The following is a 21,102-nucleotide window of genomic DNA, read 5'->3' as shown; positions in this document are numbered from 1 at the left end:
CGCATTACCCCCGCGAGGGGGGGACTAGTCATTCCCGGCCACATGGCCTGACATGACCATGCACGAATTTGGTCCCCCCGGGGTATGTCGGTTCGATCGTTTCCTTGCGTACTTTCTCCTCTGCGGCTACTGCAAACCAGGAGGCCCGACGCCCGCGCCCGTCGGCCGAAACGACGACTGACCACCTAAGGGGAGTGGGGTCGAACATGTGGATCACGGATTGGACCTCCCGTGCCGCCTGCCGAGGTGCGGATCCTGACGCACTCTTCGTGCAAGGCGCCGCCCAGAACCGGGCCAAGCTCATCTGCCGTGGATGCCCCGTCCGTACCGAATGCCTCGCCGATGCGCTGGACAACCGCATCGAGTTCGGGGTGTGGGGCGGGATGACGGAGAGGGAACGGCGCGCGCTGCTGAGGCGCAGGCCGGACGTGGAGTCCTGGCGAGACCTGCTGGAGTCCGCCAAGGAAGAGTACGAGCGGACGAACGAGCTGATCGCCGGCTGAGTCCGGCGCGGCGTCCCGCTGTGGAGCGGGACGCCGGACGACACGTCTTCAGGACGCGAGAAGTTGCCCGATCTGGCGCAGTCCCGCCAGATCGTGCACGTCCTCGGGCATCGCGGGCACCTGTGCGATGGGCACCGTCGGATGGGCCGAGGTGAAGTGTTCCTGCTGGCGCCGCTCCCGGGCGGCGAGCTGCATCCTTCCGGCGTGCAGCCGCAGCACGGCGGCGGTCAGCTCGTGCTCGCCCCTGCCGTCGAGCTCCTCGGCGGCGGCGGAGCTGCGCGCCGCCGACAGCGACGGCGCCAGCGGACGGTGGACACGGTTGACGACGAGCCCGGCCAGCGGCATGCGCTCGTCGGCCAGCCGTTCCACGAAGTAGGACGCCTCGCGCATCGCGTCACGCTCCGGCGCCGCGACGACGACGAACGCGGTGCCGGGTGCCTGGAGCAGCCGGTACGTCTGCTCGGCGCGCTGCCGGAAGCCGCCGAACACCGCGTCGAGCGCGGTGACGAACATCTGGATGTCCCGCAGCACCTGGGCCCCGATGACCTTGGTCAGGATGCCCGCGACCATCCCGAATCCGGCGTTGAGCAGCTTGAACGCACTACGTCCGCCGGCCTTGGCCGGGGCGGAGAGGATGCGGATCAGCCTGCCGTCGAGGAACCGGCCGAGGCGTTCGGGGGCGTCGAGGAAGTCGAGCGCCGACCGCGACGGCGGGGTGTCCACCACGATCAGGTCCCACTCGTCCGAGCGGCGCAGCTGGCCCAGCTTCTCCATGGCCATGTACTCCTGCGTGCCGGAGAAGCTGGACGACAACGACTGGTAGAAGGGGTTCGTCAGGATCTGCCGGGCGCGCTCGGGGTCGGCGTGGGCCTCGATGATCTCGTCGAAGGTCCGCTTCATGTCGAGCATCATCGCGTGCAGCTCGCCGCCGGCCTCTCCGGCGCCGTCGACGCCGTGGACCCGCCTGGGGGTGTTGTCGAGCTCGGTCAGGCCCATCGCCTGGGCGAGCCGCCTGGCGGGGTCCACGGTCAGGACGACCACCGAGCGGCCCCGCTCGGCGGCGCGCAGCCCGAGGGCCGCGGCCGTCGTGGTCTTGCCGACACCGCCCGAGCCGCAGCACACGATGATCCGGGTGTCCGGATCATCCAAGATCGCGTCGATGTCCAGCGCGGGCGCCGTCCTGGTCACAGCTCAGCCTCTCACTCGGTGCACTCGATCAGCAGGTCACGCGGCGCACTGTTCACGCCACAGACTGGGCGCGCAGGGCGTCGGCCAGTTCGTAGAGCCCGGCCAGGTCGGCGCCGTCGGGCAGCAGCGGCAGGTCGTACCGCGGCACGCCGGTCTCCTCCAGCGCGACGCGCTCCCGCTTCTCCAGCTCGGTCCGCAGGGCGTGCTCGGTCACCTCCCGGGCGAGCGCCTCGGCGACCGCGGAGGCGTCGGCCGTGGCGTCCGTCAGCCCGGCAGCCTTCAGGCCGAGCGCGAGCTCGGCGGAGTCGAACCTGCCCTGGCCGGCCGCCTTCAGCACACCCTCGGGCAGCCCGGCGGGGCGCACCATGTTGACGAACACGCCGCCGACCGGAAGCCCGGTCGAGCGCAGCTCCTCGATGCCGTCCAGAGTCTCCTGTACGGGCATCTCCTCCAGGAGCGTCACGAAGTGGACCGCCGTCTCCGGGGAGGCGAGGACGCCCCGTACGAGGTCGGCGTGGTTCTTGATGGGCCCGACCCGGGCCAGCCCGGCGACCTCCTGCGTCACGTTCAGGAAGCGCGCGACCCGGCCGGTCGGGGGCGCGTCCATGACGACCGCGTCGTACACCCTCCGGCCCAGCTTGTCGCGGCGCCGTACGGCCTCGCTGGTCTTGCCGGTGACCAGGACGTCCCGCAGGCCGGGGGCGATGGTCGTGGCGAAGTCGACCACGCCCATGCGGGTCAGCGCCTTGCCCACGCGCTTGATGCCGTAGAACATCTCGAGGTATTCGAGCATCGCCTCTTCGGGGTCGACGGCCAGCGCGTACACGTCGCCGCCGCCGGGCGCCACGGCGATCTTGCGCTCCTCGTACGGCAGCGGCGGCAGGTCGAACGCCTGGGCGATGCCCTGTCGTCCCTCGACCTCGACGAGCAGCACCTTGCGCCCGCCCGCCGCCAGGGCGAGCGCGAGCGCGGCGGCCACCGTGGTCTTCCCGGTGCCGCCCTTGCCGCTCACCACGTGCAGGCGCACGCCGTCCCAGTCGGTGTCACGGGCCTCCCCGTTGCTTCCGGCGCGACCGCCGGTCGGCTGACTCACCGTGCCTCCTCCGCGTCGGCGTGCCTGCTCCACTCGCCCACGTGAGGAAGGCTACCCAAGGGTTACCTGCCGATACGCGGGGGTCGTCCCCCGTCGCGACCGATCGGGTAAGGGTCGGCCAACGGGCTCTCGCCCGAACCGCGTTCCTGAGCACCCCGGGCGCGCCCCGCCTCGATAGCCTTTGGCCATGACCAAGTGGGAATACGTCACCGTGCCGCTGCTCACGCACGCGACGAAGCAGATTCTGGACAATTGGGGCGAAGACGGGTGGGAGCTCGTCTCGGTCATCCCGGGGCCCAACCCGGAGCAGTTGGTCGCCTACATGAAGCGGCCCAAGTGATGGCGACCCCGGAGGAGCGGCTCGCCGAGCTCGGGCTCACGCTGCCCGAGGTCGTGCCGCCGCTGGCCGCGTACGTGCCCGCCGTACGGACGGGTGACCACGTCTACACCTCCGGCCAGCTCCCGCTCGTGAAGGGTGAGCTGGGCGTCACCGGCAAGGTCGGCGCGGAGGTGTCGGCCGAGGAGGCCAAGGAGCAGGCGCGCATCTGCGCCGTCAACGCCCTGGCGGCCATCAAGTCCCTGGTGGGCGACCTGTCGCAGGTCGTGCGGATCGTGAAGGTGGTCGGGTTCGTCGCGAGCGCTCCCGGCTTCACCGGGCAGCCGCAGGTCGTCAACGGCGCCAGCGAACTGCTCGGCGAGGTGTTCGGCGAGGCGGGCAGGCACGCGAGGAGCGCGGTCGGCGTGGCGGTGCTTCCGCTCGACGCCCCGGTCGAGGTGGAGGTCATCGCGGAGGTCCGCTGACGGGGTCCGGCTCACCGGAACCGGGGATTGCGGTCTCGCGAAGGCGTGGGGGAGCATGGGGGCCGGCCGAACCGATGATTGTTCTGGAGGACCTCATGGGGTTTCCGCTGCCCGGCGAGGTCGGCGAGCGGGCACGGGAGATCCTCGCCGGACGCCTGGCCCCCGTCCCCGCGCGGGACGCGGCCACGGTGGTGTTGCTGCGTGACGATCCCCTGGAGGTGTACCTCCTCAGGCGTACGGCCACGATGGCCTTCGCCGCCGGCGCGTACGTGTTCCCCGGCGGGTCGGTCGACCCACGGGACGCCGACCACGCCGTGGCCTGGGCGGGCCCCTCGCCCGCCGAGTGGGGCGAGGTGTTCCGGGCCGGCGAGAGCACGGCCCGGGGCCTCGTCTGCGCGGCCGTGCGCGAGACGTTCGAGGAGTCGGGCGTGCTTCTGGCCGGGCCGGGCCCGGAGGCGGTGGTGACGGACACGACCGGACCCGACTGGGAGGCCGACCGCCTCGCGCTGATCGCGCGCACGCTGTCGTTCGCCGAGTTCCTCGACCGGCGCGGTCTCGTGCTCAGGTCCGACCTGCTCAAGGCATGGGCGCACTGGATCACGCCGGTCGTGGAGCCCCGGCGCTTCGACACCCGCTTCTTCGTGGCGGCCCTGCCGCCCGGGCAGCGTACGCGTGACGTGGGCGGGGAGGCGTCGGGGGTCGCCTGGATGCGGCCGCGGGACGCGCTCGCCGCCGCGAGGGCGGGAACGGCGCACCTGCTGCCGCCCACCTTCCGGACGCTGGCCGAGATGGCGGCGTTCGAGTCGGCCGGCGACGTGCTCGCCTGCCCCCGGTCGATCACGACCGTCCTGCCGGAGCCCGCCGAGGTGGACGGGCGGATGGTGCTGATGTTCCCCGAGACAGGAGAGACGGGCGAGTGAGCGGTCTGCGCATCCCGGTGGAGGGACCGGACGGTGCGGGCACGGCGAGCACCGTGAACGTGCTGGCGCCCAATCCGTCGCCGATGACCCTCGACGGCACCAACACGTGGATCGTCGGCGGGGAGCGGGCCGTGCTGGTCGTCGATCCCGGCCCGGACGACGAGGCCCACCTGCGGCGGGTCGCCGAGCGGGTGGACGGCCGCGGGGTGACCGCCGTCCTGCTGACGCACGGCCATCCCGACCACAGCGAGGGGGCGGGGACACTGGCGCGGATGCTCGGCGCGCCGGTGCGGGCGCTCGACCCCCGGCACCGCCTGGGCGACGAGGGCCTGGTCGACGGCGACGTGGTCACGGCGGGCGACGTGGAGGTGCGGGTCGTCGGCACGCCCGGGCACTCGTTCGACTCGCTGTGCTTCTGGCTGCCAGGCGACCGGGCGATGCTCACCGGCGACACCATTCTCGGCCGGGGTACGACCGTGATCGCCCCCGACGGGAACCTCGGTGACTACCTGCGCAGCCTCGACAGGCTGCGGCATGGCGCCGAGATGCTGGAGGCCGCCGCGCTGCTGCCCGGCCACGGGCCCGTGCTGCCCGACCCGTCCGCGGTGCTCGACGCGTACATCGCCCACCGGCGTGAGCGGCTGGAGCAGATCCGCGAGGCAATCCGCAGGGGCGCCAGGGACGCCCGCGAGATCGTCGAGATGGTCTACGCCGAGGTGGACCGGTCGCTGTGGCCGGCGGCCGAGATGTCGGTCGCGGCCCAGCTCGACTACCTGAAGACCCTTTAGCGCGAGCGGTTGTAGAGCCGCTCCCTGTCCATGATCACCACGGCCTTGGCCTCGATGCGCAGCCAGCCGCGCTGGGCGAAGTCGGCCAGGGCCTTGTTGACCGTCTCCCGCGAGGCGCCCACGAGCTGGGCGAGCTCCTCCTGGGTGAGGTCGTGGTGCACCCGGATGCCGTCGTCGGTCTTCTGCCCGAAACGGTCGGCCAGGTCGAGGAGCTGCTTGGCGACACGCCCCGGGACGTCGGTGAAGACGAGGTCCGCGAGCACGTCGTTCGTACGGCGCAGCCGCTGGGCCAGGGCACGCAGCAGGTGGAGGGCGACCTCGGGCCGGCCGGTCAGCCACGGCCGCAGGTCGTCGTGGCCCAGCCCCGCCAGGCGCACGTCGGTCAGCGCGATCGCCGAGGCCGTGCGCGGGCGCGGGTCGAACAGGGACAGCTCGCCGAACATCTCGCCCGGGCCGAGCACGCTCAGCAGGTTCTCCCGGCCGTCGGGGGCGGTGCGCGCCAGCTTGATCTTGCCCTCGAGCACCACGTAGAGCCGGTCGCCCGTCTCGTTCTCACTGAAGAGGGTGCGGCCCTTGGGCAGCTCCACCTCGGTGATGCTCGCACGCAGAGCCGCGGCGCTCTCGCGGTCGAGCGCGGAGAACAGCGGCGCCTTGCTCAGTACTTCCTCGGTGCTCACGGTGCCTCCTTGCTGCGGGCGCGCTCGGTCGCCGGCTCCGTGCTAGCCATTGTGACCCACGCCTTCCGCGACGCATTACGGGGTGTCCCGTTACGTGGCATGGGCGTCGATCCCGGCTCGCAGTCGTGTGCGTGGTGCCTGGCGAAACAACACAATCTTGGCGGAAACCTATCCTTACGCCCATTGCGCGCCGACCGGCTCGGGCGGCCGGCCGTCCCCCTACGGGCTCAGTGTATTGCGCAGCGTAGGGACAAATTGGCAAATACAGGCCGCATATGTGGCATGTATGACAAGTCTCCCGTCGTGGTGGACCGGGAGCTGGGCGGTCGTCCCAGGCCCTACGCTTGCGGCATGGCGACGAACACGGCCGCTCCCCGACGGCGTCAGCGCCAGGCCGAGACCCGCCTGGGGCTCGTGCGGCGGGCGCGGCGAACCAACCGGATTCTGGCCGAGACCTACCCCGACGCCCATTGCGAACTCGACTTCGGCAACCCTCTGGAGCTGCTGGTCGCCACGATCCTCTCGGCGCAATGCACGGACAAGAGAGTCAACATGGTCACTCCGGTGCTCTTCGCCAAGTACCGGACCGCGGCCGACTACGCCGGAGCCGATCGCGCCGAACTCGAGGAGATCATCAAGTCGACCGGGTTCTTCCGTGCGAAGGCCAACAGCATCATCGGGATGGCGCAGGCCCTTTGTGAACACCACAAGGGGGAGGTTCCGGGCAAGCTGGCCGACCTGGTCAAGCTCCCCGGCGTGGGCCGTAAGACCGCGAACGTCGTGCTCGGCAACGCCTTCGACGTCCCCGGCATCACCGTCGACACGCACTTCCAGCGGCTGACCAGGCGCTTCGGCTGGACGGCCGAGACCGATCCGGTGAAGATCGAGCACGAGGTCGGCGAACTGATCCCCAAGTCCGAGTGGACGATGCTGTCGCATCGGCTGATCTGGCACGGCCGCCGCATCTGCCACGCGCGCAAGCCCGCCTGCGGCGTGTGCCCCCTCGCCGCGCTCTGCCCGTCGTACGGCACCGGCCCCACCGACCCGGACGAGGCGCGCAAGCTGGTGCGTCCGGGCCCGTTCTCGTGAATCCGTAATGATCGGGAAGCTCCGGCGTTCTTCCGTGGTTGTACGGCACGCCTGGGCCTGCTTGTACCCGGTGTGACGATGTGGAGGTGGTCGTGGCTCCCGCCTGGCTGACGGAGCTGGCCGCTAAGGCCGCGCACAGTCCTGTCCCCACCGCGTTGCGGCCGCCCGCGAACGGCTCCGGCCGCTCGGCCGCGGTGCTGTTGCTGTTCGGCGAGGGGCCGGAAGGCCCCGACATCCTGCTCATCCAGCGCAGTTCGAAGGGCCGCGTGCACGCCGGCCAGCCCGCGTTCCCCGGCGGCGGCGTCGACCCCGGGGACGACGGCCCGATCGGCGCCGCGCTTCGGGAGGCGCAGGAGGAGACCGGGCTCGACCCCGCGGGCGTCGAGGTCGTCGGGACCATGCCGGAGCTCTACGTGTGGCGCAGCGACAACCGGGTGACACCCGTGCTCGCCTGGTGGCACACGCCCTGCGCCGTGCACGCCGCCTCTCCCGACGAGGTCGAGGCCGTCGAGCGGGTCCCGGTCGCGGAGCTGGTGGACCCGGCCAACCGGCTGCGGCTGCGCCACCCGCGTGGGATCGTCCCCTCCGTGGCGTTCCGCGTACGCGGCCTGCTCGTGTGGGGCTTCACCGCCGGGGTGCTGGACGGCGTGCTGACGGCGGCGGGCTTCGAGCGCCCCTGGGACCGCTCGCGGATCGAGGATCTTCCCCCCGAGGTCGTGAACCTGGCCGCGCGGGGCTGAGCCGGCGGGGTGCTCGTACGCCGCGTATGGCGACGAGACCCGGCAGACGCCCGCACACGACGACTGGCGTGCCTATACCGTGGGAACTGTGCGCGGCGATCTTCTGGATCTCATCCTGATCGGCCTGGTGGTGGCCTTCGCGGTGTCGGGTTACCGGCAGGGCTTCATCATCGGGGCCTTCAGCTTCATCGGATTCGTCGGCGGCGCCATCCTGGGGTTGTTCATCGCGCCACCCCTGGCGGGAGCGATCGTCAGCGGCGACATCGAGCGGGCCCTGTTAGCCATCGTCATCGTCTTCCTGACGGCCACCGTCGGGCAGTTCGCGTCCTCCACCATCGGCGCCATGGCCCGTAGCCACGTCACGTGGGAGCCCGCCAAGGCGGTCGACGCCTTCGGCGGCTCGGTCGCCAGCGGCCTGTCGGTTCTGGCCATCGCCTGGCTGATCGGCTCCCTGATGGTCTCGATGAGCATCGGCCAGCCGCTGGTCAAGGACCAGATCAACGGCTCGGTGATCTGGCAGAGCGTCGACGACGCCATCCCTGACGGCGTTGGAGCGCTGCAGAAGCAGTTCAGGGACTTCGTCAGCACCTCGGAGTGGCCGCAGGTCATCACCTCCATCGGCGGCCAGAACGTGCCGCCGCCGGACCAGAGCCTGATCAACGGCAGTCCCGCCCTCGTGCGGGCTCGCAGGGCGATCGTCAAGGTGCAGGGCACCGCACCGAGCTGCCGCAAGCGCATCGAGGGGACCGGGTTCGTCTACGCGCGGCAGCGGATCATGACCAACGCCCACGTCGTCGCCGGGGTCACGGAAGGGCTGCACGTGACCGATTACGACGGCAACCAGTACGACGCCAGGGTCGTCCTCTACAACCCCGAGCGCGACATCGCGGTGCTGTTCGTCCCGGACCTCCCGATCGGCGCGCTGCGCTTCGACATGACCGCCGAGAAGGGCGACAGCGCGATCATCGCCGGCTACCCGAAGGGACATCCCTTCACGCCGCTCGCCGCGCGCATCAGGGTCAAGCAGCGCGCCGAGTCGTACGACATCTACAACCAGCGCAAGGTGGAGCGTGAGGTCTACGCGATCCGCGGCAAGGTCCAGCCGGGCAACTCGGGCGGGCCGCTGCTGAGCCCGGAGGGCCGGGTGCTCGGGGTCATCTTCGCCGCCGCGACGGACCAGCCGGAGACGGGCTTCGCGCTCACGGCGGAGGAGGTCATGAACGACGCCACCGACGGCAGCGGCGCCGTCGTCCGCGTGGACACGCAGGACTGCGACTGACGCGCGCGGGCTACTCGCCGGGGGTCAGGCGGGTGAGGACGGCGGAGACGGCGGAGCCGGCGTCGGCGTTCCCCTCGTCGATGACGGCCGTGATCGCGTCGGCCTCCACCGCCAGGGCCCGCAGGTCGAGTCCGTAGGGCCGGGTCGAGCCGTACGCGCCGAGCCGGGCGGATCCACGCGTCAGCAGGGCGGCGGCGCCGGCGAGGTTGCCGCGCTGGATGTGCGTGAGGCCGACGCATATCTGCGCGAGCCCCTGCCACAGCTCGCGTTCCTCGGCCGGGCCGGTCTTCCAGCGGGCCTCCAGCACCTCGTGGGCGTGGAACGGCCGGCCCGCCGCGAGCAGCTTCCTGGCCTCCTCCAGCGCCTCCTCGGCGGCGGGGGCGTAGTCGTCCGGCACCCGGGGCACTCCCTCGGTGCCTTTGGGGAGCGGCCTGCCGTACTCGTCGCGAGGACGTGCATTGCGGGGGCGGCCCGCTTCGTCACGGTCACGCATGATCTCTCCGCAGGGCGCGTGGGCGGTTCAGGGCGGCCGAAGCACCGGCGATCTCCTGGAGCATCGTAGATCAACCAGGAAGTTGGGCCACTTCAGGGCACATTTCTACTATCTCCTTCAAGATCACGGATGTCGATCCGGCAGCCGGTCGCGACAACCGACGCGGCAGCCGGTCGTGACAACCGACGTGGCAGCCGTTCGTGGCAGTCGTTCGTGGCAGGGGGAGGACGGCTGCCGGGGGCGAGGCACCGGATGGCGTCTCAGCGGTCGGGTTCGGGGTCGGAGAGCCAGGAGACGAGCTCGGCGTTGAACTGCTCGGGGCGCTCCTCGTGCGGGAAATGCCCGGCGCCCTCGATCAGCCGCCATCGGTACGGCGCGGCAACGAACCTGCTGGAGCCCTGAGCGGTCCGCGGCAGGACGCACGGGTCGAGCGCGCCGTGCAGTTGCAGCGTCGGCGCCTCGATCTCGGCGCGCATCTGCCGGGCGTAGCGGAAGCCGTCCGGGCGCATCTGGGATCGGGCGAACCAGCGGTAGTACTCCAGCGCGCAGTGGGCGACCGCCGGGATCCGCATCGCCTCCCGGTACACGTGTGTCACGCCGTCGCCCGGCCACTGCGGCCCGGCCCACCGCTCGACCATGCGGCCCACCGCCGCACCGCCCTTGCGGGTCAGCTTCCGCTCCGGCAGGAAGGGCAGCTGGAACCCCAGGGCGTAGCGGCCGGCCTTGAGCTGCCCCAGCGGGTCGGTGAACAGCGCGGCGCGCAGGCGCAGCGGATGCGGCGCCGACACCGCGACCAGCCGCCGCACCACCTTCGGGTCGAGGACGCCCATCGTCCAGCCCAGCAGACCGCCCCAGTCGTGGCCCACCACGACGGCGCTCGTCTCGCCGAGCGCGCGCACCAGACCCGCCGCGTCCACGGCCAGCGTGGGCAGGTCGTATCCACGCGGCGGCTTGTCGCTGGTGCCGTATCCGCGCAGGTCGACGGCGACGGCCCGGTAGCCGGCCGCGGCCAGCGCCGGAAGCTGGTGCCGCCAGGTCCACCAGAACTGGGGGAACCCGTGCAGCAGCAGGACCAACGGCCCGTCTCCGGCCTCGGCCACGTGGAACCGCACGCCGCCCGCGTGCACCGTCCGGTGCGTCCAGGGGCCGTCGACCTCGATCAGCGTCTCGTCAACCGGCATCGCTCACGGACTCCCGGTGGGCGCCCACCTGGCCGGCGGTCGGGCCGGTGTACGGCGGCGGTGCCGGGGCCGCGGAGCGCGGCGTGGCCGCCGGAACCTTCTCCGGCAGCTCCTCGGCCTCCTCCGGACCCCCGAGGCCGCGCAGGCTTCGCCTGGTGCGCTTCATGCCGGTCAGCCCCTTGAGCCGCCGGTAGCCGATGAAGATCAGCAGCCCGGCCATCAGGAGGTAGAACACGGTGACGATCGTGAACGCGAGCCATGTGGCCAGCCCCACGGCCACGAGGGCGTACGCGATCGCGAAGGAGGCCAGGATCAGGCACAGGTGCCCGATGAAGGCCGCGGCGCCGAACAGCCCGGCGGCCATGCCGACCCGCTTCGCGTCGAACTTGAGCTCGGCCTTCGCCAGCTCGATCTCCGACCGTACGAGGGTCGAGATGTGATGGCTCGCCTGGGCGACCAGCGCACCGAGCGATTCGTCCTCGGGCATGAGCGATCTCCTATCTGCGACTATCAAACATCATCTCGTGCCCGTCCGCGCGCGTGCACGCGAAGCCCCTCGCCTGTGGATGACCGCAGTCCGGAGGCCGCACAGGCGGGGACCTGCCCACAGACGGCCGGAATATGACGCCCCAGGCGATCTGCCCGCTCCCCGTCGGGCCGAACCGGCGGCGGGGCGGAGACGAGGAAGGCGCGGACGCCGTACGTCCACGCCTTCCTCAGGAGATCGGGCGGCTCGCGATCAGTCGTCGCTCTTGGCGCTGGGCAGCTTCTCCGCGATCAGGTTCATGACCGAGCTGTCGGTCAGCGTGGTGACGTCGCCGAGGGAGCGGTTCTCCGCCACGTCGCGCAGCAGCCGGCGCATGATCTTGCCGGAACGGGTCTTCGGCAGCTCGGGCACGACCAGGATCTGCCGCGGCTTGGCGATCGGGCCGAGCGTCTTGGCCACGTGGGCGCGCAGCTCGGTGGCGATGTCGTCGCTCTCCTCCGCGCTGCCGCGCAGGATCACGAAGGCCACGATGGCCTGGCCGGTCAGCGGGTCGGTGGCGCCCACGACGGCCGCCTCGGCCACCTTCGGGTGGCTGACCAGCGCGCTCTCGACCTCGGTCGTGGAGATGTTGTGCCCGGAGACGAGCATGACGTCGTCCACCCGGCCGAGCAGCCACAGGTCGCCGTCCTCGTCGCGCTTGGCGCCGTCGCCGGGGAAGTACATCCCCTCGAACCGCGACCAGTAGGTGTCGACGTAGCGCTTGTCGTCGCCCCAGATCGTGCGGAGCATGGCCGGCCAGGGCTCGCGGACCACGAGGAACCCGCCGCCGCCGTTCGGCACCGAGTTGCCCTGGTCGTCGACCACGTCGGCCGCGATGCCGGGCAGCGGCTGCATGGCGGCGCCGGGCTTGGCGGCCGTGACGCCGGGGAGCGGGCTGATCATGATGCCGCCCGTCTCCGTCTGCCACCACGTGTCCACGACGGGGCAGCGGTCGGCGCCGATGTGCTCGCGGTACCAGACGTACGCCTCGGGGTTGATGGGCTCGCCGACCGACCCGAGCACCCGCAGCGACGACATGTCGTACTTCGCCGGGATGTCGTCGCCCCACTTCATGAACGTACGGATCGCGGTGGGGGCGGTGTAGAGAATCGTGACCTTGTACTTCTGCACGATCTCCCAGAAGCGGCCGCGGTGCGGGGTGTCCGGGGTGCCCTCGTAGATCACGCTGGTCGCGCCGTTGGCGAGCGGGCCGTACACGATGTAGGAGTGCCCGGTCACCCAGCCGATGTCGGCCGTGCACCAGTAGATGTCGGTCTCGGGCTTGAGATCGAAGACCGCGTCGTGGGTCCAGGCGACCTGGGTGAGGTAGCCGCCGGTGGTGTGCAGGATGCCCTTGGGCTTCCCGGTCGTGCCGCTGGTGTAGAGGATGTACAGCGGGTCCTCGGCGTCGTGCGGCACCGGCTCGTGCTCGGCCGGCTGGCGCTCCACGAGGTCGTGCCACCAGACGTCCCGCTCGCTCCACGCCACGTCCTGGCCGGTCCTGCGCACCACGAGGACATGCTCGACGCCGGGGGACTCGGCGACCGCCTCGTCGACCGTCGGCTTGAGCGCGCTCGGCGCGCCGCGACGGAAGCCGCCGTCGGCCGTGACGACGACCTTGGCGTCCGCGTCGTGGATGCGGCTCTTCAGGGCGGAGGCGGAGAATCCGCCGAAGACCACCGAGTGGATCGCCCCGATCCGGGCGCAGGCCAGCAGGGTGATCGGCAACTCGGGGATCATCGGCATGTAGACCGCGACCCGGTCGCCCTTGCGCACCCCCAGCTCCTGCAGCGCGTTGGCCGCCTTCGCGACCTCCTTCTGCAGGTCGGCGTAGGTGATCGTACGGCTGTCGCCCTCCGGCTCGCCCTCCCAGTAGTAGGCGACCTTGTCACCGCGGCCGGCCTCCACGTGGCGGTCGACGCAGTTGTAGGCGACGTTGAGCTTGCCGCCGATGAACCACTTGGCGAAGGGCGGCTCCCACTCCAGCGTGGTGTCCCAGCGCTCCGCCCACGTCAGCCGCTCCGCGGCGCGCTCCCAGAAGGCGAGCCGGTCCCGGGCGGCCTCCTCGTAGGCGTCCGCCGTGACGTTCGCGGCCGACGCCAGGTCCGCCGGGGGCTCGAACCGGCGCGTCTCGCTCAGCAGGTTCGACAGCGTCTCCTGGGTTTCCTGACCGGGGGTCTCGGTGGCCACTCCGTGCTCCTTCAGCGTCTAAAAGGTTGTCTCTCGTTCGGCCGCCTCGGCCAAGCAGGGGTATGTCGTGTCCCACTTCACCAGGCGAGCGGCGTCAAGTACAAGTAATCGGGCTGGGGGCGTTTTGTCCGGTTACCGGCCTTTGGCCTGCAAATTTAGCCGCAGGCGAGGAGCCCGCCGAGACCGGTGTCGCCGTTGTGCGGTGAACGGCCGCACCTCCTCGGCGAACGACGTTCTACCGGCGGGTATGGTCGGGGGCTGTGAGCGATCCCCTGGCCGTGATCGCCGGGCTGCCCGGCGTGCCCGAGGCCGTGCAGGAGGCCCGCGAGGCCGTCGACCGGCTCTACCGTCACCGGGTGCTGCGCCGGCGCAGTCCCGAGGTGTCGGCCGAGTCGGCCCTGCGCGGCGCGCGTGCCTCCGCCGCGATCGAGGGCGTGGACGTGCCGCTCGAGCCGCTGCGCATGGGCGAGGTGACCGACCCCGTCGTGCAGGGCGCGCTGCGCGCCTCGGCCGAACTCGGCCGGCTGGCCCCGACGTGGCGGTCGGCGCCACGCCAGGTGCTCGCCCGGCTGCACGCGCTCGCGGCGGCAGGTCTGACCGCCGAGCCCGGCAGGCCGCGCACCGAGCCCACGACCGCCGATCCGCTCGGGCTCGGCCCGGCGCCCGGACCGGAGGAGACCGCGGCGCGTATGTCGGCCCTCGCCGGGCTTGTCACGGATTCCGCCACGGCGCCCGCCCTCGTGCTCGCCGCGATCGTGCACGCGGAGCTGGCGGTGCTGCGTCCCTTCGGCGTGGCCGACGGCCTGGTCGCCCGGGCCGCCGAGCGGCTCACGCTGGTCGACCTCGGTCTGGACCCCAAGTCGCTGGCCGTCGTCGAGGTGGGCCACGCCGACCTCGGTGACGCGTACGCCGAAAGCCTCAGGGCGTACCTGAAGGGGACGGGCGAGGGCGTCGGAACGTGGGTGCGGCACTGTGCCTCGGCGGTCGTCCACGGCGTGCGCGAGACGACGGCGATCTGCGAGGCCATGTCGCGCTGACGCGCCCGCCCCGGCCGCCGACTGCGGACAAAGCAGACGGCGTCCCTGGTATGGGACGCCGTCGCCAGTACGTGTCACCGGGCTACCAAGCGTGCACCTGAATTTGTCGGAGCGGGTCAAGCCCGTCTCGACACGCCTCCCGCGGCTGGTCGCGCGTGGGTACCCGATGCCGTACGCGGACCCGCAGGTCCGTAATCCCTTTTTACGTCCGTTCCCCCGGGATGAAAACCCCCGGTTCCAAGAGCTTTAACGAGTCACGTACGTCATTCCTGTACTTCTGTCCCCATTTATGCCGTATGTCGGCATGAAGGATGCGGTGCGTGACTCCTTGTGGCTGTCGTCCTCACCCGTTGCGACCGCACCTGTCGACATGTCACACTGACTTTTGGAAAAAGTTTTACTCAGATTCGACGGGGTCCTCGACGTCCCTCTCGTGATCAGGCAGCATACGGTGTGTCTCTGATTCGGAACGGCGAGCGTCCCTGGGGGTGTCGGACCCTTGCCATGCCCTGGTCTCTTGTTTAAAGCTTTCTTGTAATACGGGACCGGCTCTACCCCCCCAGAGCCGGACCGCTACGGCGACCCCCGCTATCCCCCCCGGCGGGGGTCGCCCCTTTTCTTGATCTTTATGGCGGGCTCTGCCGATCAGAGCGAACCGCTCGGTCGTGTCCACAGGCGGGGTTTCGTCCACAGAACGTGGTTCGCCGCCCCGGGCCGGTGGCGGTCGCCCGCATTGTGGTCCTCCCGAACGCCGAGTCGTCCCGGACGACAGGGAGGCACCGATGCCACGCCCACTGGCCATAACCGACGACCAGGAACTCCTCGACGATCTGCTCCGCATCGCCGCCGCCGCGGGCGTCGAACTCGACGTGGCCCACGCGGCCGCCCACGCCAGGCCGTACTGGACACGGGCGCCGCTGGTCGTGGTCGGCGGCGACCTGGCCGATGAGCTCGCCGCGACGGGTCCGCCGGCCCGGCAGAACGTGGTCGTCGTGACGCGGACGGCCGACGACCCCGACATGTGGCGCAGGTGCGTCGCCGTCGGGGCGCACACCGTGCTGGAGTTGCCCGAGGCCGAGCGCCTCCTCGTGGAGGAGTTCGGCGACGCGGCCGAACCCGCCACCAGGGCGGGCACGGTCGTGTGCGTCGCCGCGGGGAAAGGAGGCGCCGGTGCCAGCGTCCTCGCGGCGTCCCTGGCGCTGACGGCGTCCCGCGCCGGGCTGCGAACGCTTCTCGTCGACGCCGATCCGCTTGGCGGAGGCATCGACGTACTGCTCGGCCAGGAGGAGGCCCTGGGTGCCCGCTGGCCCGACGTCGTCGGAAGGGAGGGCAGGGTGAGCTTCGCCGCCCTGCAGGAGGCGCTGCCCACCTTCGGCGAACTGACGGTGTTGTCGGCACACCGCGGCGAGCCGGTGCGGATACCCCGGGAGGCGATGCGCGTCGTGCTCGACGCCGCGCGGCGCGGCTGCGACCTGGTCGTGGTCGACCTGCCGAGGCACGTCGGCGAAGGCGAGGCGGAGGCCCTCGCCAGGGCCGCCGCGACGATCGTCGTCGTTCCCGCGGACCTGCGGGGGGCGCTCGCGGCGGCCCAGACGGTGACGCTGCTGCGGCCGGGGACCGGGGACCTGCGCCTGGTGATGCGCGCGGGCACGCTCGACCCGGAGGTCGTCGCGGCCTCTCTGTCGGTCCCTTGCGCGGGCGTGCTCCCGGAGGTGCGCGGGCTCGTGGAGACGCTGGATCGGGGCGATCCGCCGCCGCTGCGCCGCTCCCCGCTGGGCCGCTTCTGCGGGGAGCTGATCGATGCCCTGCTGGACGGCTTCCCGGCCGGCAGGACGGGCCGGCCCTCCATCGGGGCGGACGGCCCATGACCCGCGAAGGCCCGGTGACCGTTCCCGGCGTGGGCGCCGACCTGGTCGAGGCGGTCCGGGTACGGCTGTCGCAGACCGGCGCCGTACCCACCGCGGCCCAGGTGGCGGCGGCCCTGCGCGCGGAGCGCGCCGTGCTCGGCGACGCCGAGGTCCTGGCCGTCGCACGCACGCTGCGCGCCCATCTCATCGGCGCGGGGCCCCTCGAGAGCCTGCTGGCCGAGCCGGGCGTCACTGACGTCCTGGTCAACGGGCCACGCGAGGTGTGGGTGGACGACGGGGACGGCCTGCGCAGGACGAGCGTGACCTTCCCGGCAGACGACGAGGTCCGCAGGCTCGCCCAGCGCCTGGCCGCGTCGGCCGGACGTCGCCTCGACGACGCCTGCCCTTATGTGGACGCCCGGCTCGCCGGCGGCGTGCGCCTGCACGCGGTGCTCCCGCCCATCGCGGCGGAGGGGACCTGCCTGTCCCTGCGGCTGCCCTCGCGCCGGGCGTTCACGGTGGAGGAACTCGCCGCGGGGGACGGAGCCGCCGTGCTCCGCGCGATCATGGCGGCACGGCTGGCGTTCCTGGTCACCGGAGGAACCGGCACCGGCAAGACGACCATGTTGAGTGCCATGCTCTCCCTCGCGGGCCCGGCGGAGCGCCTGCTGCTGGTCGAGGACTCCGCCGAGCTGCAACCCCCGCACCCTCACGTCGTACGGCTGGAGGCCCGGCCGCCGAACCTGGAGGGCGCGGGCGGGGTCGGGCTGCGCGATCTCGTACGGCAGGCCCTGCGGATGCGGCCCGATCGCCTGGTGGTGGGCGAAGTGCGGGGAGCGGAGGTCGTCGATCTCCTGGCGGCGCTCAACACGGGCCACGAGGGGGGCTGCGGGACGCTGCACGCCAACAACGCCGCCGACGTGCCCGCGCGGCTGGAGGCCCTGGCCTGCGCCGCGGGCCTGTCGAGGGAGGCGGTGCACAGCCAGATCGCCGCCGCGCTCGACCTCGTCATCCACCTCGTGCGGGACGCGGGCGGTGGACGTCGTCGCGTGGCGGAGATCTGCGTGCTCGAACGCGGCACGTCCGGCCTGGTGACGGCGCTTCCGGCGGTGACCCTCGACCCGCACGGCCGGGCGAGCCGAGGCCCGTCCTTCGACGTGCTGCGTCGACGGTGCGTGGGGTCGTGGCCCTCATGACGCCGCCGGGCGGGCCTGTCATGGGGCTGGTCGCGGTGCTCGTCGCCGCCCTCGCCACCTGGGTGTGGGCCGGGCCGAATTCCGGGACGACGCGGCTCGCATCGCTCACCGGAACGAGGCCGGCAAGGGACCTGCGCCGGTTCTTGGCGGCGCTCACCCGCCGTCCACGACCCGGCGCGACGGCGGCGGCCTGGCGTGCGGCGTCCATCGAGCTGTGCCAGAGCCTGGCCGCCGAGCTGTCGGCGGGCAGGCCTCCCGGCGACGCCATCGCGCGGGCGGTCTCCTCGGTCAGCCTGCCGGACCCCGCCGCGCTCGCCCCGGTGGTCGCCGCCGCCCGGGACGGCGGCGACGTCGCCGCGGCCCTGTCGGACGCCGCGCCTGCCCGCGGTGGTGAGGGCCTGGTCAGGCTGGCCGCGTGCTGGCGGGTGAGCGTGGCCGTGGGCGGCGGCCTGACCGCGCTGGTGGAGCGGGTGAGCGTGTCCCTGCGGGAGGCGCAGGCCCACCGGGAGGAGGTGGCCGCACAGCTTTCCGGACCTCGGGCGACCGCCCGGATGCTCGCGGGCCTGCCCGTGCTCGGCCTGCTGATGGCCGCCGGACTCGGCATGAATCCGCTGGCGTTCCTGCTCGGCGGCCCGGCGGGGTTCGCCTGCCTGGTCGTCGGGCTCGCGCTCGACGCCGCCGGCGTCTGGTGGACACACAGGCTCGTCGCCCGGGCGGAAGAGCCGCCGGGATCCGCTCCCCGATGAGCATGCCGGAAAGGGGGCGCGAGACATGATCGCCGTGCTGGCCGGGGTCCTGACCACGCTGGCGGTGCTGACCTGGCCGGTCGCCCGTTCGCCCGCCGCGCGCCTGAACGCCATCTCGTCGTCGGTGCCGTCCCCGCAAGCGCCGGTGCAGGGACCGCCGGGCCACGCGCCGGCGGACGCGAGCGCGTCGCGTCGAGGAGTGGCCATCGCCGCACCCGTGGGACTCGCGGTCCTCCTCCTCGTGGGAGGGCCGGTGGGAGCGCTTGCGGGGACGGCGACGGCCGTCGGCGTTTTCGTCGCCGTGCGCAGGCGGGAGCCCGCCGAAGTCAGGCGACGCCGGGAACGCATCGGGGCCGACCTTCCGTTCGCCGTCGACCTCATCGTCGCCTGTCTGCGAGCCGGGCAACCGATGAGCGGGGCCGTCGAGACGACCGCGGTCGCCATCGCGGGCCCCGTCGGCGAACGCCTCTCGTGGGCCGGCGCTCAGATGCGCCTCGGTGCTCCTCCGGAGGAGGCCTGGGCCGCCCTGGCCGACGAGCCCGCGCTCGCCGCCCTGGCCAGGACGATGGTCCGGGCCGCGCAGAGCGGTGCACCGGTGGCCGACGTCCTCACGCGGCTCGCCGACGACGCCCGGCGTACGGCTCGGGCGACCGCGTCGGCCGCGGCGCGAAGGGTGGGCGTGCACGCCGTCGCGCCGCTTGGGCTCTGCTTCCTGCCGGCCTTCGTCTTCCTCGGGATCATTCCCATGGTCGCGGGACTGGCGGGCCAGATCCTCCTGCCGTGAACACCCTGTGGACAACGTCATCCACACCTGTGGACAGCAAGTTGGGTGAATGACCTGCAAGCTCCCATATCGCAGGTCGTTGGTCCACAGGTGGGGACGTGGCGGCTGTGGACAACCACGTCGGCGGGGCTCTCGTCCACAGAACCGCGCTCGGCTCGATTCCTGTCGTCCGCGATCCCGCAACCTGGCCCCAGCGCGGGCGGACGGGCCGCCCCGAGCGGGTCAGGAGGACCGATGAGCAAGCACGCCGCGACCGGCCGGAGGAAGCAGACGGGCACCCAGGCGGGCACCCGAACGGGCACCCAGACGGGCACCCAGACGGGCACCGTCCTCCAGCGGCGAGCCGGAGGCGCCGGGGGCCGTCACAGGGCGCGCCCGGCGCGATGGGCGGCGTTCGGGCGTGCCGTGCGAAGGGCGGCGTTCGGGCGTGCCGTGCGAAGGGCGGCGCTCGGGCGTGCCGTGCGAAGGGCGGCGCTCGGGCGTGCCGTGCGAAGGGCGGCGCTCGGGCGTGCCGTGCGAAGGGCGCTGTCCAGCCGCTCCGGACGCGCGTCCGTGTTGGCCCTTTCCTGCGGGTGGGCGAAGGCCGGCGGTGGGGTGCAGGAGGTCCGCCGCGCTCTGGGGCGGTTGTCCGCCGCCCGGGTGGTCCGTGGCGCCGTGCGGGGGGCGTCCGCCGTGCCGGCGGTCCGCCACGACCTGGGGCGGTTGTCCGCCGCGCTGCGGCGTTCCGCCGCCCGGGTCTCGTGCCGTGTCCGGGAGCTGAGCATCCAGTGGACGGTGCAGGCGGGGACGAGGGCCGAGGCGGGCATGTCGACCGCGGAGTACGCCGTGGGCACGATCGCCGCCTGCGGGTTCGCCGCACTGCTCTGGAAGGTGGTCACGAGCGCCGAGGTGAGGTCCATGCTCGCCGCGCTCATCCAGAAGGCCCTGAAACTGGCCGCATGAGGCCACCGGTGGTGCGCCGATGCGCCCGGGTGCCGAGACGCCGTGTGATCGACGTGTGGCACCGGTGGGATCGAGGTTCGGTCACCGCGGAGACCGCCGTCGCCCTTCCGGCCCTCGTTCTCGTGCTGACCGCCGCTCTGTGGGCGGTGACGATCACGGGCGCCCAACTGCGATGCGTCGACGCCGCCCGGGCCGGCGCACGCGCGGCGGCCCGGGGCGAGGCCGCCGAGGAGGTGCGGACGGTGGTCCTGCGGCTCGCCCCCGAGGGCGCCACGGTGTCCATCCGCACGGGAGCCGACACCACCCGGGTGGAGGTCGTCGCCACCGTCAGGCCGCCGTTCAGGTCACCGCTCCCGCCGGTTCGCCTCCGTGCTGCCGCCGTCTCCGCCACCGAGCCCGGCGTCCTCGCGCCGCTCTCATCGGCTGCGGAGCCGGCCCGGTCTCCGAGTCACACGGGAGACCGCGCCCCTCCGGGACCGGCCGAACTCGATTGAGGGACGAGCGTCGGCCGGTCCTCGGGCCGGAGGGAGCGTGCAGGTGCGGACGGCCGGAGGAGCGCGGATGGCGGATGACTCCGGACAGCGAGGACACGTGGATGACGGACCGTCTCGGACATGAGGGCGTGCGGATGAGGAGATTACGGCACTTCGAGAACAGGACGCGCTGCCTGCGGGAGCGCGGCTCGGCGACCATCTGGACGATCGCGCTCATGACCGCCGTCTGGGCGGTGGCGATGGTCGTCGTCCAGGTGGGCGTGGCTCGTGTAGCGCGGCACCGGGCGCAGAGCGCAGCCGATCTCGGCGCGCTCGGGGCCGCCCGCGTGGCACTGGCGACGCCGGACGAGGCGTGTGATCGAGCGGAGGCGATCACGACGGTCAACGGTGCGTCGTTGCGGTCGTGCGCGCTGTCGGACGGCGTCGCCGAGGTCACGGTGACGGTGCGATTCGCGGTCCCCCTCCTCGGTCCCGCGACGGCCGCCGCCTCCGCCAAGGCCGGTCCGGTCGGTGCGGTGGCATGAGCACCGCTTGCTGACGGCCGGATCAGCGAGCCAAGAAGAACAAGACTGCTCTTTCCCGGCGATG

The 21,102-nt window shown here is 72.3% G+C and carries 23 protein-coding genes; 16 read left to right on the top strand and 7 right to left on the bottom strand.

The annotated features are described in order from the left end of the window. The first annotated feature begins 206 nt into the window (after window positions 1–206). Entirely contained in the window at window positions 207–503 is a 297-nt protein-coding gene (locus tag ACWEQG_RS13985) for a WhiB family transcriptional regulator (protein ID WP_030506755.1), read from the top strand. A gap of 48 nt (window positions 504–551) precedes the next feature. Here the strand turns inward: ACWEQG_RS13985 and ACWEQG_RS13980 are convergent, their stop codons facing one another. Continuing rightward, entirely contained in the window at window positions 552–1,691 is a 1,140-nt protein-coding gene (locus tag ACWEQG_RS13980; protein WP_452284611.1) for an ArsA family ATPase, read from the bottom strand. A gap of 52 nt (window positions 1,692–1,743) precedes the next feature. Next, the gene (locus ACWEQG_RS13975; protein ID WP_452284609.1) at window positions 1,744–2,784 is read right to left on the bottom strand and encodes an ArsA family ATPase; all 1,041 of its coding nucleotides are present in this window, start codon (window positions 2,782–2,784) and stop codon (window positions 1,744–1,746) included. 187 nt (window positions 2,785–2,971) lie between these two features. Here ACWEQG_RS13975 and ACWEQG_RS13970 point away from each other — a divergent pair, with 187 nt between their 5' ends. From ACWEQG_RS13970 to ACWEQG_RS13955, 4 genes are all read left to right on the top strand, one after another. Then, window positions 2,972–3,124: a DUF4177 domain-containing protein gene (locus ACWEQG_RS13970; RefSeq protein ID WP_076440089.1), complete on the top strand. Its 153-nt coding sequence runs from the start codon at window positions 2,972–2,974 to the stop codon at window positions 3,122–3,124. Further along, the gene (locus ACWEQG_RS13965; RefSeq protein WP_363461247.1) at window positions 3,124–3,585 is read left to right on the top strand and encodes a RidA family protein; all 462 of its coding nucleotides are present in this window, start codon (window positions 3,124–3,126) and stop codon (window positions 3,583–3,585) included. Before ACWEQG_RS13970 ends, ACWEQG_RS13965 begins: the two co-directional genes overlap by 1 nt. 95 nt (window positions 3,586–3,680) lie before the next feature. Then, window positions 3,681–4,505: an NUDIX hydrolase gene (locus ACWEQG_RS13960; RefSeq protein ID WP_363461245.1), complete on the top strand. Its 825-nt coding sequence runs from the start codon at window positions 3,681–3,683 to the stop codon at window positions 4,503–4,505. Then, window positions 4,502–5,293, top strand: coding sequence for an MBL fold metallo-hydrolase (locus ACWEQG_RS13955; RefSeq protein ID WP_452284607.1), 792 nt, complete (start codon window positions 4,502–4,504; stop codon window positions 5,291–5,293). The genes ACWEQG_RS13960 and ACWEQG_RS13955 overlap by 4 nt, the downstream gene beginning before the upstream one ends. On the opposite strand, the gene ACWEQG_RS13950 is transcribed toward ACWEQG_RS13955, so the two are convergent. Further along, window positions 5,290–5,970 carry a Crp/Fnr family transcriptional regulator gene (locus ACWEQG_RS13950; protein WP_169949820.1) on the bottom strand — a complete coding sequence of 227 codons (681 nt, stop codon included), beginning with the start codon at window positions 5,968–5,970 and terminating at the stop codon, window positions 5,290–5,292. The two genes, ACWEQG_RS13955 and ACWEQG_RS13950, sit on opposite strands and share 4 nt — an antisense overlap. A gap of 351 nt (window positions 5,971–6,321) precedes the next feature. Here ACWEQG_RS13950 and nth point away from each other — a divergent pair, with 351 nt between their 5' ends. The 3 genes from nth to ACWEQG_RS13935 all read left to right on the top strand — a co-directional run bounded on the left by nth (window position 6,322) and on the right by ACWEQG_RS13935 (window position 9,078). Next, window positions 6,322–7,059, top strand: a complete 738-nt coding sequence (gene nth / locus ACWEQG_RS13945) for an endonuclease III (protein ID WP_169949821.1) — start codon at window positions 6,322–6,324, stop codon at window positions 7,057–7,059. Window positions 7,060–7,151: 92 nt separating this feature from the next. Continuing rightward, window positions 7,152–7,799, top strand: a complete 648-nt coding sequence (locus ACWEQG_RS13940) for an NUDIX hydrolase (protein WP_452284605.1) — start codon at window positions 7,152–7,154, stop codon at window positions 7,797–7,799. 88 nt (window positions 7,800–7,887) lie between these two features. After that, the gene (locus tag ACWEQG_RS13935; protein ID WP_452284603.1) at window positions 7,888–9,078 is read left to right on the top strand and encodes a MarP family serine protease; all 1,191 of its coding nucleotides are present in this window, start codon (window positions 7,888–7,890) and stop codon (window positions 9,076–9,078) included. Window positions 9,079–9,088: 10 nt separating this feature from the next. Here the strand turns inward: ACWEQG_RS13935 and ACWEQG_RS13930 are convergent, their stop codons facing one another. From ACWEQG_RS13930 to acs, 4 genes are all read right to left on the bottom strand, one after another. Beyond that, on the bottom strand, window positions 9,089–9,571 hold the full coding sequence (locus ACWEQG_RS13930; RefSeq protein WP_363461236.1) for a DUF309 domain-containing protein: 483 nt from the start codon (window positions 9,569–9,571) through the stop codon (window positions 9,089–9,091). A gap of 260 nt (window positions 9,572–9,831) precedes the next feature. Next, window positions 9,832–10,752, bottom strand: coding sequence for an alpha/beta fold hydrolase (locus ACWEQG_RS13925; RefSeq protein WP_363461234.1), 921 nt, complete (start codon window positions 10,750–10,752; stop codon window positions 9,832–9,834). Beyond that, window positions 10,742–11,239, bottom strand: a complete 498-nt coding sequence (locus ACWEQG_RS13920) for a phage holin family protein (RefSeq protein ID WP_452284601.1) — start codon at window positions 11,237–11,239, stop codon at window positions 10,742–10,744. The genes ACWEQG_RS13925 and ACWEQG_RS13920 overlap by 11 nt, the downstream gene beginning before the upstream one ends. 252 nt (window positions 11,240–11,491) lie before the next feature. Beyond that, a complete protein-coding gene (gene acs / locus ACWEQG_RS13915) occupies window positions 11,492–13,468 on the bottom strand; it encodes an acetate--CoA ligase (protein WP_452284599.1) in 1,977 nt (658 codons plus the stop codon). Between the two features lie 260 nt (window positions 13,469–13,728). Here acs and ACWEQG_RS13910 point away from each other — a divergent pair, with 260 nt between their 5' ends. The 8 genes from ACWEQG_RS13910 to ACWEQG_RS13875 all read left to right on the top strand — a co-directional run bounded on the left by ACWEQG_RS13910 (window position 13,729) and on the right by ACWEQG_RS13875 (window position 21,038). Further along, on the top strand, window positions 13,729–14,505 hold the full coding sequence (locus tag ACWEQG_RS13910) for a Fic family protein (protein WP_363461228.1): 777 nt from the start codon (window positions 13,729–13,731) through the stop codon (window positions 14,503–14,505). A gap of 782 nt (window positions 14,506–15,287) precedes the next feature. After that, window positions 15,288–16,373 carry a septum site-determining protein Ssd gene (gene ssd / locus ACWEQG_RS13905; protein ID WP_452284597.1) on the top strand — a complete coding sequence of 362 codons (1,086 nt, stop codon included), beginning with the start codon at window positions 15,288–15,290 and terminating at the stop codon, window positions 16,371–16,373. Then, window positions 16,370–17,548 (top strand): TadA family conjugal transfer-associated ATPase, encoded by a 1,179-nt coding sequence (locus ACWEQG_RS13900; RefSeq protein ID WP_452284595.1) that lies wholly within the window; start codon window positions 16,370–16,372, stop codon window positions 17,546–17,548. The genes ssd and ACWEQG_RS13900 overlap by 4 nt, the downstream gene beginning before the upstream one ends. Then, window positions 17,545–18,294, top strand: coding sequence for a type II secretion system F family protein (locus tag ACWEQG_RS13895; RefSeq protein ID WP_452285097.1), 750 nt, complete (start codon window positions 17,545–17,547; stop codon window positions 18,292–18,294). Before ACWEQG_RS13900 ends, ACWEQG_RS13895 begins: the two co-directional genes overlap by 4 nt. Window positions 18,295–18,319: 25 nt before the next feature. Further along, complete coding sequence (locus ACWEQG_RS13890; RefSeq protein ID WP_452284593.1) at window positions 18,320–19,078, top strand: type II secretion system F family protein; 759 nt, start codon at window positions 18,320–18,322, stop codon at window positions 19,076–19,078. Between the two features lie 234 nt (window positions 19,079–19,312). Continuing rightward, window positions 19,313–20,020: a DUF4244 domain-containing protein gene (locus tag ACWEQG_RS13885; protein WP_452284591.1), complete on the top strand. Its 708-nt coding sequence runs from the start codon at window positions 19,313–19,315 to the stop codon at window positions 20,018–20,020. Further along, entirely contained in the window at window positions 20,017–20,514 is a 498-nt protein-coding gene (locus ACWEQG_RS13880) for a TadE family type IV pilus minor pilin (protein WP_452284589.1), read from the top strand. Before ACWEQG_RS13885 ends, ACWEQG_RS13880 begins: the two co-directional genes overlap by 4 nt. A gap of 101 nt (window positions 20,515–20,615) precedes the next feature. Then, window positions 20,616–21,038, top strand: coding sequence for an Rv3654c family TadE-like protein (locus ACWEQG_RS13875; protein WP_452284586.1), 423 nt, complete (start codon window positions 20,616–20,618; stop codon window positions 21,036–21,038). Window positions 21,039–21,102 lie beyond the last annotated feature (64 nt).

This window comes from Microbispora sp. NPDC004025, assembly GCF_053604425.1.
The sequence above is the reverse complement of the archived record's forward strand: the minus strand, read 5'-3'. Positions and strand labels throughout refer to the sequence as shown.